We start from the raw sequence: 13,389 nt of genomic DNA, 5'->3' as shown, positions 1-13,389 counted from the left end.
ACACCATTAAATGTGGGTATGTTAAGAAGATGAAATTACAAAACAGAAACGAGTATTTTATGAATGCTGGTTCCTAACTTCCTCTCTAATCGTATTTTATGAACATAAATTTTTTTCACATCAATGCTGTCTTTTTTTATTATCTCCTGGAGGCATACTCCTGACATAAATCTGTTAAGCAAAGTGAATTCAACAGTATTCAGGGTGTTTCCTCGTCTACTGTTCACACGTCTGCCGGAAAATAGGTGGTTAATTTTTTCCTGTAATACAGCGTCATTGTCATCTGCATAAATAATTCCCTTTATTTCATCATGATGAGCGAATAAGTAATTAGCCAATGCCTCCAGCTTGCGGTCCGAGATAAGAATGATGTGCATGTTAGTTATCGCCAGATGCTCAATCCATTGCGGATCGGCAAGTACGCGCAGGTTGTACATCGAAAAATCTACAAAAATAAACCCACGTAATAAGTGATTCTTGTTTCCCCGCAATATTTTATTTGCTACTGCAAGCTGCAGGAAATGATTACCAATCGGCCAAACTGCAAACGAAGCGTTACCACAGTATTGTGAGCGCACTGCGTTATCCGGGAATAACTGACAGGACAGTTCACAGCTTATGCAGCGGACAACCTTTTGCGACGACGTTATCATCCAGCCCACTCCTGTCTTATTTTCATTGTCAATATTTCACTGCCTTTCAAATGTGTCAATCTTGAAACATATCCAGGGATCCTGACGTGTTTATAAAAAATAGCGACAGTTAAAATAAATTCCTGGCGGTATCTATTTTGTCAGGCTGTAGCCATAACGGCATAACATCAGTAGCCAGACATAATCCAGGAATATTCATCAATCCTTTAAGATTATTCGGCAAAAAAAAGCCTGGAAGAAGATTCAGGGAATAGCACTAATAGCTAAAGATTCTTCTCCTCGATCTGTCTGAACGTCAGTCTCTTCTCAATGTGGAACTCAATATAATTATTCGGCCTGGCGAAGTGTAATGAAATCTCATTATGTGGGTTTAGCTGAGACTCACCTAAGAAAACATCAATGTAACTGTTTGAAAAATAATAGTTTGATTTTAATCTTAGGTATGGTGTTCTCGCACCCTAATCATCGTGACCTATACTGTTGTTAAATATTCGTAAGTGTTTTAGGTGTTTAGGGTTAAATATTGTTATTGCTGAGGAAAGTAAAATTGTATCTCATTAACAAACTGGTCGAGTATGATCCGGAAAACAAAACCCTGGCGAATCCCATATCCGGGCGCACGATACAATTGCAGCTTCCTGCTAATCTCTGTTTTCTTTATCTCGTTACCCACCCCGGAGAAATTATTTCGCAAAATCAGTTAATGGTGGTGGGATGGGGGGAGCGTAATGACGTTACAACCCCAAATACCTTTTATCAGGCCATTTTGACTTTGCGCAATGCGCTGGCTGATGTGGGGTTACCGCGTGATACCGTTAAAACGATTTCGCGTCGTGGGCTGATGCTTTCCAAAACAACCCACGTTGAGGTATTTACCCCAACCACTGAGGCGGTGATAGTCAATAAAGACGAGGAAACAGTCGCTGACACCGTGATACAGAGACCGGTCTGGTTGATCATTAGCACCACTGTGCTTTTACTGATCGTACTTATCAACGGAGTAGTGTTATATAAACACCGCCTGACGATGCCGTTCAGTAATTATATTCCGCTCTCAAAGGGCAGCAAGGTCGGCCCCTGCCAGCCCTTTTATGCACCTAATGAACCTATGCAGGACCATTACCTGCGCTTGTTAAAGAATTATCCTGCCCTGTGTGCCGAGAACCGGTACGTTTTTCTCATCGGCTATAGTAAAACGGAGCGAATCGCGGCATTTGTCTGTAATAACGATGCGCGACATGACGCGACGGCGTTATGTACCACGCATTATTTTTGGGCGCATGAGCAATGAAGATACTCGGGAACCGTATTATTTTGCTGGGGGCGTTTCTGGGGGCTGCTATTACCAGCGGCTGGTTAGCGTATTCGCATTTTTCAAGTAAGCCGATACGCTGTACAGGTGATGTGGAGTGGACGATCGGTAAAAATCGGTTTGTAGGTACCGTTTCCTGGCGAATGCAGCATAGGGAAGGGACTGCTGTCATTAACGGTAAATTGTTTGGTCACGCGGTTTCTGAAGTTAACCGTACCATCTATTTCCACTACAGCTATCATCAGAATGCGCGTGTATTAAATAACGATCGTATTGTTAAAACCTTTGCTGATAGGGCGGATGAGACCGATATCAATGCAACCCTGCCGGGCTTTTATCGCACGCCGGGAAGAGATCTGAGCCTGATGATTGATGAGTATCGCGGAGCCTGGCTTTTTGCCGCGTCAAACGTCCCTTCGCTGTACTGTCGTAAAAACGCGCCGTAAAAATCGATCGCACACCTTAGACGGCACGCATAGTCAAATCTCGTGATTCCCGCTACAGTTACTTCTCCACGGCGAGCAGGAGATAAACATGCTTTATATCTTTGACTTAGGAAACGTAATCGTCGATATCGATTTTAACCGGGTGCTGGGTGCCTGGAGCGACTTTAGCCGTGTTCCGCTGGCGACGTTAAAGCAGAATTTTGCGATGGGTGAGACCTTCCATCAGCATGAGCGCGGCGAGATCGGCGATGAAGCGTTTGCTGAACGCTTCTGCCAGGAGATGGGGCTTTCGTTAAGCTATGAACAGTTTTCCCATGGCTGGCAGGCGGTATTTGTCGCCATCCGGCCTGAGGTGATCGACATTATGCACAAACTGCGCGAGCAGGGGCATCGGGTGGTGGTGTTGTCGAACACCAACCGCCTGCACACCACCTTCTGGCCGGAGGAATACCCCGAGGTTAAGGCGGCGGCAGATAAAATCTATCTTTCGCAAGAGATGGGTATGCGTAAGCCTGAAGCGCGAATTTATCAGGCTGTTCTGCAGGCAGAAGGATTCACCGCGGCCGATGCGGTCTTTTTCGACGACAACGCCGATAATATAGAGGGAGCTAACCAGTTGGGTATCACGTCAATTCTGGTGACCGGAAAAGAGACGATACCGAACTACTTTGCGAAGCAGTTATGCTAAAAACCGTTCATCAAAAAGCCACGCATCATACTCGCCCACTGAGGGCCTGGCTGAAGCTGCTCTGGCACCGTATTGATGAGGACAACATGACCACGCTGGCGGGTAACCTCGCCTACGTGTCGTTGCTCTCGTTAGTGCCGCTGGTGGCGGTTATCTTTGCGCTCTTTTCCGCCTTCCCGATGTTTGCGGACGTCAGCCTGCAGCTTCGCCATTTCGTCTTCGCGAACTTCATCCCGGCCACCGGGGATGTTATCCAGAACTACATCGAGCAGTTTGTTGCCAACTCCAGCAAGATGACGGCGGTGGGGGCGTGCGGCCTTATCGTTACCGCGCTGCTGCTGATGTACTCCATCGACAGCGCGCTTAACACCATCTGGCGAAGCAAAAAAATCCGTCCTAAGGTCTATTCCTTTGCCGTTTACTGGATGATCTTAACGCTGGGGCCATTGCTGGCCGGGGCGAGTCTGGCAATCAGCTCATATCTTCTCTCCTTGCGCTGGGCGAGTGATTTAAACAGCGTAATTGATAATGTGCTGCGTATTTTTCCGCTGATCCTGTCATGGCTCTCGTTCTGGCTGCTCTATAGCGTTGTACCGACCACGCGCGTGCCTAACCGAGATGCGGTAGTTGGGGCGCTGGTGGCGGCAGTGCTTTTTGAACTGGGTAAAAAAGGGTTTGCCCTTTACATCACCATGTTCCCCTCTTATCAGCTGATTTACGGCGTGCTGGCGGTGATCCCCATTTTATTTGTCTGGGTTTACTGGACCTGGTGTATCGTCTTGCTTGGCGCCGAAATAACTGTCACTCTCGGCGTATACCGCGAACTTAAAAAAGCAGCAGAAGCTGAAAAACAATTAGAAGCAGACCAACCATGATTGCATTGATACAGCGCGTAACCCGTGCCAGCGTCACCGTGGAGGGAGAGGTGACGGGTGAAATTGGCCCAGGACTTTTGGTGTTGTTAGGTGTCGAAAAGGATGATGACGAACAAAAAGCTAACCGCTTATGCGAGCGCGTGCTGGGCTACCGCATATTCAGCGATGCGGAAGGCAAGATGAACCTGAACGTCCAGCAGGCGGGCGGGAGCGTGCTGGTGGTTTCCCAGTTTACGCTGGCAGCGGATACCGAGCGCGGCATGCGCCCGAGTTTCTCTAAAGGCGCCGCGCCGGATCGTGCAGAAGCACTTTACGAGTACTTTGTTGAGCGTTGTCGCCAACAGGAAATGAATACGCAAACCGGACGATTCGCTGCAGATATGCAGGTCTCGCTGGTGAACGATGGCCCCGTCACATTCTGGCTCCAGGTATGAGCCAACTGGCGGCGTGGCCGCGGGTAACAAGAGAGAGTACAGCTATGTATCACCTTCGAGTACCGCAAACGGAAGAAGAGTTAGACGCTTATTACCAGTTCCGCTGGGAAATGCTGCGCAAGCCACTGCATCAGCCAAAAGGCTCTGAACGCGATGCCTGGGACGCGATGGCCCACCATCAGATGGTGATGGACGAAGAGGGCAACCTTGTTGCCGTCGGGCGTTTGTATATCAACGCCGATAACGAAGCGTCTATTCGCTTTATGGCGGTTCATCCCTCCGTACAGGACAAAGGTCTGGGGACGTTAATGGCGATGACCCTTGAGTCCGTCGCCCGTCAGGAAGGCGTTAAGCGCGTCACCTGTAGCGCCCGCGAAGATGCTGTAGAGTTCTTTGCCAAACTTGGTTTTGTTAACCAGGGTGAAATTACCGCTCCGCAAACCACGCCGATTCGTCACTTTTTGATGATCAAACCCATCGCCACGCTGGACGACATTCTCCATCGCGCGGACTGGTGCGGGCAGCTGCAGCAGGCCTGGTATGAACACATCCCTCTGAGTGAAAAAATGGGCGTGCGCATCCAGCAGTACACCGGGCAAAAATTCATTACCACCATGCCGGAAACCGGCAATCAGAACCCTCACCACACCCTGTTTGCTGGCAGTCTGTTTTCCCTGGCGACGCTCACCGGTTGGGGGCTGATCTGGCTAATGCTGCGCGAGCGGCATCTCGGCGGCACCATTATTCTGGCCGATGCCCACATTCGCTATAGCGCACCGATAAGCGGCAAGCCGAGCGCGGTGGCGGACCTTGGCGCGCTGGGTGGTGATCTTGACCGTCTGGCGCGTGGCCGAAAAGCACGCGTGCAGATGCAGGTTGAGCTGTTCGGCGATGAAACGCCGGGCGCGGTGTTTGAAGGCACCTATATCGTTCTCCCTGCGAAGCCGTACGGTGCGTATGAAGAGGGTGGGAACGAGGAGGAGTGATCTCCTGTTCACGCTCCCCGGGCATGCTGAATCCGCCCGGCGATATCCCGCACAACGTCTCGCGCAGACTGGCTAATGCCGCCAAGCTGAAAGAAGCCATGGACGACCCCCAGCCATCGCTGAGCGGTACACGCCACCCCTTGCTCCGTGAGGCGTTGAAACAACGCCTCCCCCTCATCGCATAACGGATCGTACTCAGCGGTAACGATATGGACAGCTGGCAGGCCGCTGAAGTCTTCCCGCCACAGCGGGCTAACCTCAGGATGCTTACGGTCGGCTCCAGCCAGATATATTTCATAGCCGCTCAGCAGGGTATCGCGAGTGATCACGTAATCCATGCCGTTGAGGGTATAGCTTTCAAAACTGGCCGTGGCGTCGAGCATGGGGTAGATAAGAATAAGCTGTACAGGCTGCCACAGCCCTTTAGCCTTAAGCCGCAGCGCCGTTACCAGCGCCAGATGTCCTCCTGCGCTGTCTCCACAGAGGGTCAGCCGGTTCTTATCTACGCCTAATTCGTCTGCATACTGCCAGACCAGATCCGCACCTCTTTCCGCATCGTCATGTGCGGCGGGGAAGGTATGCTCCGGCGCCAGCCTGTACTGAATTGCAATTACCCGACAATTGCCGTAGCAGGCTAACTGGCGGAGCTGGTTATCATGGGTATCAAAGCCGCCACTGATAAAGCATCCACCGTGATAGTAGATGGCAGCAGGCAATATTTCAGGCGCATTAAGAGGTGAAAATACCCGAATGGTAAGACCTTCAAGAACAAGCGTTTCAACCTGAACGCGCGTTTCGGTCTCCCCGGCAAGCCCCGTACTGGCAATATAGCCTGCTCGTCGCACCTCAATGCTCTGGCGACGCGACGAGGGCCGACCTGCAGCGATAAATCCCTGAACCAGCTGTGCAATACCCTGTTCCAGTGCCATGAGAATTCCCTTTAACTGTATGGATATACAGTTTTATAACCTGGTTTGATTCAAAAGAAAATAAGAAAATTGTCGAGGATAAAAATCTGGAAAGAGGCTCGCAAAGGCGAGAGCTTTTTTATTATCTGCCTTCGTCACAGACATAAAGTGCGGATGTTGCCTGAGATTTGTCGTGGAAGCGATGCTAAAGCGATAACGCGTCTTTAGACGGATCCAGGACTACGGGCTGAAGAACATCTGGCATATAAGATGGCTGGTATTGCTGTCGAGTTGTAGGCCGGGCAAGCGCGCGCCGCCCGGCACTGTCACAGGAGATTACTCCCCTTCACCCGGGAACAGGAACGGGTTAATCGAGCTGCGGGCAAAGCCCTCCTGCTCCATTTTCGCGTCCAGAATCAGCGAGGCGAGATCGTCGGCCACCGCTTCGACTTTCGGGTCTTTTTCCTGATACAGAATCTTCAGGTAGGTCCCGCAGTCGCCGCAGCTTTCCGCTTTCACTGCCGCTTCTTCATTTTCCAGCGACCAGTAGTTCAGATCGCGGGTCTGCTCGCAGTTGCTGCACTTGATGCGCACCACGTGCCACTCGGTTTCACACAGGTTGCAGTGCAGGTAGCGCAGCCCCTGAGTGGTGCCGATTTGCACCATGCTTGATACCGGCATGGAGCCGCAGACCGGGCAGAACTGGCGTGCCTCGCCGTATTCGGCGCGAGCTTTGCCCGGGATCAGGCTCGCCATTTGCGCCCAGTAGAGCGACAGCGCAGCCCAGATAAACGGTGCTTTATCGCTGCTGACCAGCGAGAAGTCGGAGGCAAACAGCGCGCTCGCCATCTCTTCCAGTTCCAGGTCAGAGGCTTTTTCCAGATTCTCAATGACCGCCAGCGCCGTGCCGCTCATCTCCGGCTTCAGCTCGGCAATCAGCGAATGCAGCAGTTTATGCCAGTGCTTGTCGCGCGGCAGGACGTGAATGTCCAGCGGCGGCTTGCCCTGCGCGTTGGCTTCTTTGATGCGCGCGGTCAGATCCATTTGCAGCGGGTGGTCGTATAGCACCACTTCCTGCGCGTGGGCGACCAGCGCGGCAAAACGCAGAAAATCGCCCAGCGGGTTGTTCTCTGCCAGCTCGCGCAGACGCTCTGCGCGGCGGTTGTAGAGGTTCTTGAGTCTGGGGAATAACAACGGCGGAATATACTCCGCCGTGCGTTTCTCGCTCGACCCCAGCTCATCTTGCGGGATTATGCGAATACTCATTCAGATGACTTTTCCTGTTTCTGGCGGACCTCTCGGTACCAGCGCGGGTGATGTTTCTTCGCCCACGTGCTGGTTACCCATCCTTCCACCATCGCGGTAATGGTGCCTTTCACCCAGAGGGCGGCGTAAATATGCACCATGATAACCACAATTAACGCCACTGCGGCAAATGAATGCAGCATCAGCGCGAATCGGATCACCGGGATTGAGAAAGCAGGCGCAAAGTACGGACGCCAGATGATCACGCCGCTCACCAGCAACAGGACCAGGAAGATAATCGCCGCCCAGAATACGCATTTCTGGCCGAAGTTATAACGCCCGGTATCACCTACTTCCTCGTTGACGACGATCTTACGAATATTCTTCGCCCAAAAGATATCATCCCGATTGATTAGGTTATGGTGCCAGTAGCGGAAAAACATGATGATAAACGACGCGAACATGATGACGCCCACAAACGGGTGCAGAATACGCGCCAGCTGTGGTGTCCCCATGATCTGCATCAGCCAGTTGAAGGACGGGAAGAAGAACCCCAGCCCGCTTATCGCCGCCAGCATGAAGCAGAAGGCGGTGACCCAGTGGTTGATGCGTTCTGGTGCGGTGTAGCGCACGATGGTGTCACGTTTTCTCATTTGCGCACCTCGTCTTTCTCTTCATGCAGGTTGTCGTCTTCCTCTTCCGCGCGGTTCGGACCAACGCCGACGTAGTGGAAGATGCTCGCTGCGAAGGTGGCAGCAAAACCGACCGCTGCCAGCGGTTTCCAGATGCCTTTCCAGAACTTCACGGTGGCGCTGATTTCCGGGTTCTCCGGCAGGCCGTGATACAGGTTCGGCTTGTCGGCGTGGTGCAGTACGTACATGACGTGCGTACCGCCAACCCCGGCCGGATCGTACAGGCCCGCGTTATCGTAACCACGTGTTTTCAGCTCGCCCACGCGCTCTGCCGCCAGCGTTTTCATATCCTCTTTGGAGCCAAAGTGGATAGCGCCGGTTGGGCAGGTCTTCACGCATGCAGGCTCCTGGCCCACGTTAACGCGATCAACGCACAGCGTACATTTGTAGACGCGGTTGTCTTCCGGGTTCATGCGCGGCACGTCGAACGGACAGCCGGCGATGCAGTAGCCGCAGCCTATGCACTGTTCGGACTGGAAGTCGACGATGCCGTTGGCATACTGAATGATAGCTCCTTCTGACGGACATGCCTTCAGGCAGCCCGGATCCGCACAGTGCATACAGCCGTCTTTGCGGATAAGCCATTCCAGCTTGTCGTTCTGCTCCACTTCAGAGAAACGCATCACCGTCCAGGACTTGGCGGTCAGGTCTGCCGGGTTGTCGTACACCCCGACGTTGTGACCCACTTCGTCACGGATGTCGTTCCACTCTGAACAGGCCACCTGACAGGCTTTACAGCCGATACAGGTGGTCACGTCGATAAGCTTCGCCACTTCCTGCTGGTGGTCCCGCGCCTGAGGCGCGGGCGTGAAACCGTTAGTCGCGGAACGACGGATAATGTCTTGAGATTGATAAGCCATAAGTCGTCTCCGTTACACCTTTTCCACGTTCACGAGGAAGGCCTTAAACTCCGGCGTCTGCGTGTTCGCATCGCCGACAAACGGCGTCAGGGTGTTCGCAATGAACCCTTTCTTCGCCACGCCCTCATAGCCCCAGTGAATTGGGATGCCGATGGTATCCACCTGCTGACCGTGAACGTTCAGCGTGCGAATACGCTTGGTCACCACCGCCTTGGCTTTGATATATCCACGGTTAGAGGAGACCTTAACGGTATCGCCATGGGCGATGCCGAGCTTGTTCGCCAGCTTCTCGCCGATCTCCACAAACTGTTCCGGCTGTGCGATGGCGTTGAGCAGCGCGTGCTTGGTCCAGTAGTGGAAGTGCTCGGTCAGACGGTAGGTAGTGCCCACGTACGGGAACTTGTCCTTTTTACCCAGCGCTTCAAAATCGCTCTTGAAGATACGGGCTGCCGGGTTAGAGACCACGTTCGGGTGCAGCGGGTTGGTACCCAGCGGCGTCTCAAACGGCTCGTAGTGTTCCGGGAACGGACCTTCCGCCATCTTATCGATAGCAAACAGGCGTCCCATCCCTTCAGGCTGCATGATAAACGGCCCAACGTCACTGCCCGGTGCGGCAGTGCTGTAGTCCGGAATATCCACGCCGCCCCATTTCGCGCCGTCCCACTTCAGAAGCTGACGCTTCGGATCCCACGGGTTGCCCTGCGGGTCAGCGGATGCGCGGTTATAGAGGATACGGCGGTTGAGCGGCCACGCCCATGCCCAGCCTAGCGTATTGCCGAGGCCCGACGGGTCGGCGTTATCGCGGTTGGCCATCTGGTTGCCCTTCGGCGTCCAGCTACCGGCGAAGATCCAGCAGCCGCTTGACGTGGTGCCGTCATCGCGCAGGTGCGCGAAGGTGCTGAGCTGATCGCCTTTCTTCGCCAGCACGGTACCGGTGGCCGGGTCGATAACGTCCGCCAGCGCCTTACCGTTGCTTTCCATCGCCACTTCTTCCGGCGCAGGGTTTTCCGGCGTCGAGTAGTTCCAGGTCATGTTGAGCACTGGTTCCGGGTTCGCGCCGCCTTCTTCCGCATACATCTTACGCAGGCGTAAGAAAATACCGGCCAGGATCTCGCCGTCGTTCATGGCGATGCCCGGGGCGTCCGCGCCTTTCCAGTGCCACTGCAGCCAGCGTCCGGAGTTGACGATAGAACCGTTCTCTTCCGCGAAGCAGGTAGACGGCAGACGGAACACTTCGGTCTGAATCTTCGACGGATCGACGTCGTTCGATTCACCGTGGTTCTGCCAGAAGGTTGAGGTCTCGGTATTGAGCGGGTCAATCGTCACCAGGAACTTCAGCTTCGACAGAGACTCAACAACCTTGTTCTTGTTCGGGAACGAGGCAACCGGGTTAAAGCCCTGGCACAGATAACCGTTCACTTTGCCCTGGTGCATCATCTCGAAATACTGCAGAACGTCGTAGCCTTTGTCCCACTTCGGCAGCCAGTCAAAGCCCCAGCTGTTTTCCGCCGTCGCTTTGTCGCCGAAGAAGGCTTTCATCATCGAGACGAAGAACTTCGGATAGTTGCCCCAGTAGTTCACCTGGCCTTCGAGCAGCGGTTTTGGCGTGCAGGCCGTCAGGTAGGTCTGCAGGTCGGTCTGTTTCTCGCTTGGCAGGTTCATGTAACCCGGCAGGCTTTGAGACAGCAGGCCGAGGTCGGTCAGACCCTGAATGTTGGAGTGGCCGCGCAGGGCGTTCACGCCGCCGCCTGCCATCCCCATGTTGCCGAGCAGCAGCTGCACCATCGCCATGGTACGGATGTTCTGCGCGCCGATGGAGTGCTGCGTCCAGCCGAGTGCATACAGGAACGACGCGGTTTTGTCCTTCGCGCTGGTTTCGGCGATCAGTTCACACACCTTCAGGAAGTCCGCCTTCGGCGTACCGCAGATGTTTTCAACAACTTCCGGCGTATAGCGGGAAACGTGCTCTTTCAGCAGGTTCCACACGCAGCGCGGGTGTTGCAGGGTGGTGTCGCGCTTCGCAAAGCCTTTCTCATCCAGCTCGTAGTTCCAGCTGGTTTTGTCGTATTTGCGTTTTTCGGCGTCGTAACCGCTGAACAGGCCATCTTCGAAGTGGTAATCCTCACGTACGATCAGGCTGGCGTTGGTATAGGCTTCGGTGTATTCGCGGTTATATTTTTCGTTGGTCATCAGGTACAGCAATACGCCTGACAGGAAAGTGATGTCAGTACCTGAACGAATAGGGGTGTAGAAATCCGCCACTGACGCAGTACGCGTAAAGCGGGGATCGATCACAATCAGTTTCGCACCGTTGTGGATTTTGGCTTCCATCGCCCAGCGGAACCCAACAGGGTGCGCTTCAGCGGCGTTACCGCCCATCACCACAATGAGGTTGGCGTTCTTGATGTCGACCCAGTGGTTGGTCATCGCACCGCGACCAAATGTTGGAGCAAGACTTGCTACCGTTGGTCCGTGTCAGACACGCGCCTGGTTGTCGACCGCGAGCATACCGAGTGCGCGCGTAAATTTCTGGGTTAAATAACCGGTTTCGTTACTGGAGGCAGAAGCACACAGCATCCCGGTGGAGAGCCAGCGGTTAACCGTGACGCCGTCGGCGTTCTTCTCAATAAAGTTGGCATCGCGGTCTTCTTTGATATGTTTTGCGATGCGGTCGAACGCCTCTTCCCAGCTGATTTGCTGCCATTTGTCGGAACCAGGCGCGCGGTATTCCGGGAATTTCAGGCGGCTTTCGGAGTGGATAAAGTCCACCAGACCGGCCCCTTTCGGGCACAATGCGCCGCGGTTGACCGGATGATCCGGGTCGCCTTCGATATGGAAAATAGACGCTTTGGCGTTTTTAGCACCGTCGCCGAGGCTATACATCAACAGCCCACAGCCGACGGAGCAGTACGTACAGGTGTTACGGGTTTCGCGGGTGCGCAGCAGTTTGTACTGCCGCGTTTCCGCCAGCGCTACGCCAGGCGCAAAGCCCAGTGCCGCTGCCGTGGTGCCTGCCATACCGCCAGCGCAGATCTTAAAGAACTGCCTTCTGCTGACCTGCATGGGTCACTCCTTGTTCGACATTGCTTATATATGTAGTTTTAACTTCGCGGTTGAGAATTGACCGCAAAGGAGAAAAATTTGCGTTAATCCCTCATTTCTCCGAGGGATATCATCAGAATACCACAATGTCGGTATACCTGTTCTAACGGCGTTAATACAAAGTGAACGTATTATCACTGTGTTGATTATAAAGTGTGATACTGATCACACTACAAGCTCTGCATGTTAAAGGGGTGTAGCAGGGGCCGGGTTGCACCCCTTCTTAATGAGTAGGAGAATGAGTGTTGAAAAGTTGATCCATACTATGCGTAAGGCCTGTGGTTTATGCTGCAATAGCAGGCTTACTTCCGTGGTTGTTCAGGAATACCGCTGTGTCTAAACAAAACCGTGCTACCCGTTCATCGCCATTGCCTGCGGGCATTGTGGAACTGTCGGTACGCAGACCGCCCCACATTACCCATGCCACGCCGGATTTTCTGGCAGAAGAAGTGCCCGTTGCCCTCGTTTACAACGGTATTTCGCATGTGGTGATGATGGCTTCACCGAAAGATCTCGAACTGTTCGCCATCGGTTTTTCCCTCTCGGAAGGCATCATTGCGCACCCGCAGGAGATCTACGGCATGGACGTGGTGCAGGCCTGCAACGGTCTTGAAGTGCAAATCGAACTTTCCAGCCGCCGCTTTATGGGGCTGAAAGAGCGCCGCCGCGCGCTGGCCGGGCGTACCGGCTGCGGCGTGTGTGGCGTTGAGCAGCTCAATGATATTGGCAAGCCCGTTGTGCCACTGCCGTTTACCCAGACCTTTAATCTGGCGCATCTCGACCGTGCGCTTGAGCACCTCAACGATGTACAGCCCATCGGCCAGCTGAGCGGCTGTACGCACGCGGCGGCGTGGGTGCTGCCGTCGGGGGATATTGCCGGAGGGCATGAAGACGTGGGTCGACACGTCGCGCTGGACAAACTATTAGGCCGTCGTGCGCGGGAAAGCGATGTCTGGCAGCAGGGGGCCGCGCTAGTATCCAGCCGCGCCAGCTATGAGATGGTGCAGAAGTCCGCCATGTGCGGCGTGGAGATCCTGTTTGCGGTGTCGGCGGCAACCACGCTGGCGGTGGACGTCGCGGAGCGCTGCAACCTGACGCTGGTGGGCTTCTGCAAGCCGGGAAGGGCGACGATTTATACCCATCCGCAGCGGTTAATAGTTAATCAGTAATTTTGAATGATAATAGCAA

At 53.8% G+C, this 13,389-nt stretch carries 13 protein-coding genes; 7 read left to right on the top strand and 6 right to left on the bottom strand.

Annotated elements, in window-relative coordinates; genetic code table 11:
* Nucleotides 1-35: 35 nt before the first annotated feature.
* Nucleotides 36-653 (bottom strand): helix-turn-helix transcriptional regulator, encoded by a 618-nt coding sequence (locus tag AC4ICF_RS23035; RefSeq protein ID WP_316380694.1) that lies wholly within the window; start codon nucleotides 651-653, stop codon nucleotides 36-38.
* A 547-nt stretch (nucleotides 654-1,200) separates the two neighbouring features.
* Here AC4ICF_RS23035 and AC4ICF_RS23030 point away from each other — a divergent pair.
* From AC4ICF_RS23030 to fabY, 6 genes are all read left to right on the top strand, one after another.
* Nucleotides 1,201-1,944: a winged helix-turn-helix domain-containing protein gene (locus AC4ICF_RS23030; protein ID WP_316380695.1), complete on the top strand. Its 744-nt coding sequence runs from the start codon at nucleotides 1,201-1,203 to the stop codon at nucleotides 1,942-1,944.
* Nucleotides 1,941-2,411, top strand: a complete 471-nt coding sequence (locus tag AC4ICF_RS23025; RefSeq protein ID WP_116343743.1) for a hypothetical protein — start codon at nucleotides 1,941-1,943, stop codon at nucleotides 2,409-2,411. Before AC4ICF_RS23030 ends, AC4ICF_RS23025 begins: the two co-directional genes overlap by 4 nt.
* Nucleotides 2,412-2,499: 88 nt before the next feature.
* Nucleotides 2,500-3,099 (top strand): glucose-1-phosphatase, encoded by a 600-nt coding sequence (gene yihX / locus AC4ICF_RS23020; RefSeq protein ID WP_116343744.1) that lies wholly within the window; start codon nucleotides 2,500-2,502, stop codon nucleotides 3,097-3,099.
* Nucleotides 3,093-3,974, top strand: a complete 882-nt coding sequence (locus AC4ICF_RS23015) for a virulence factor BrkB family protein (protein ID WP_045260235.1) — start codon at nucleotides 3,093-3,095, stop codon at nucleotides 3,972-3,974. The genes yihX and AC4ICF_RS23015 overlap by 7 nt, the downstream gene beginning before the upstream one ends.
* Nucleotides 3,971-4,408 carry a D-aminoacyl-tRNA deacylase gene (dtd, locus tag AC4ICF_RS23010; RefSeq protein ID WP_008501836.1) on the top strand — a complete coding sequence of 146 codons (438 nt, stop codon included), beginning with the start codon at nucleotides 3,971-3,973 and terminating at the stop codon, nucleotides 4,406-4,408. The genes AC4ICF_RS23015 and dtd overlap by 4 nt, the downstream gene beginning before the upstream one ends.
* 44 nt (nucleotides 4,409-4,452) lie before the next feature.
* A complete protein-coding gene (gene fabY / locus AC4ICF_RS23005; RefSeq protein WP_162875000.1) occupies nucleotides 4,453-5,394 on the top strand; it encodes a fatty acid biosynthesis protein FabY in 942 nt (313 codons plus the stop codon).
* Between the two features lie 8 nt (nucleotides 5,395-5,402).
* Here fabY and AC4ICF_RS23000 read toward each other — a convergent pair whose 3' ends face one another.
* The 5 genes from AC4ICF_RS23000 to fdnG form a co-directional block, all read right to left on the bottom strand.
* On the bottom strand, nucleotides 5,403-6,323 hold the full coding sequence (locus tag AC4ICF_RS23000) for an alpha/beta hydrolase (protein WP_316380696.1): 921 nt from the start codon (nucleotides 6,321-6,323) through the stop codon (nucleotides 5,403-5,405).
* Between the two features lie 315 nt (nucleotides 6,324-6,638).
* Nucleotides 6,639-7,568, bottom strand: coding sequence for a formate dehydrogenase accessory protein FdhE (gene fdhE, locus AC4ICF_RS22995; RefSeq protein WP_116343748.1), 930 nt, complete (start codon nucleotides 7,566-7,568; stop codon nucleotides 6,639-6,641).
* A complete protein-coding gene (gene fdoI, locus AC4ICF_RS22990) occupies nucleotides 7,565-8,200 on the bottom strand; it encodes a formate dehydrogenase cytochrome b556 subunit (protein ID WP_008501832.1) in 636 nt (211 codons plus the stop codon). The genes fdhE and fdoI overlap by 4 nt, the downstream gene beginning before the upstream one ends.
* Nucleotides 8,197-9,099, bottom strand: coding sequence for a formate dehydrogenase subunit beta (fdxH, locus tag AC4ICF_RS22985; protein WP_003861960.1), 903 nt, complete (start codon nucleotides 9,097-9,099; stop codon nucleotides 8,197-8,199). Before fdxH ends, fdoI begins: the two co-directional genes overlap by 4 nt.
* Nucleotides 9,100-9,111: 12 nt before the next feature.
* Nucleotides 9,112-12,162, bottom strand: coding sequence for a formate dehydrogenase-N subunit alpha (gene fdnG, locus AC4ICF_RS22980; RefSeq protein ID WP_316380697.1), 3,051 nt, complete (start codon nucleotides 12,160-12,162; stop codon nucleotides 9,112-9,114).
* Between the two features lie 371 nt (nucleotides 12,163-12,533).
* On the opposite strand from fdnG, the gene fdhD reads away from it, so the two are divergent.
* Nucleotides 12,534-13,370, top strand: coding sequence for a formate dehydrogenase accessory sulfurtransferase FdhD (gene fdhD, locus AC4ICF_RS22975; protein WP_116343750.1), 837 nt, complete (start codon nucleotides 12,534-12,536; stop codon nucleotides 13,368-13,370).
* Nucleotides 13,371-13,389: the final 19 nt, after the last annotated feature.

The sequence above is a fragment of the Enterobacter sp. ECC_219_Taxon_10 genome (assembly GCF_058354905.1).
The sequence above is the reverse complement of the archived record's forward strand: the minus strand, read 5'-3'. Positions and strand labels throughout refer to the sequence as shown.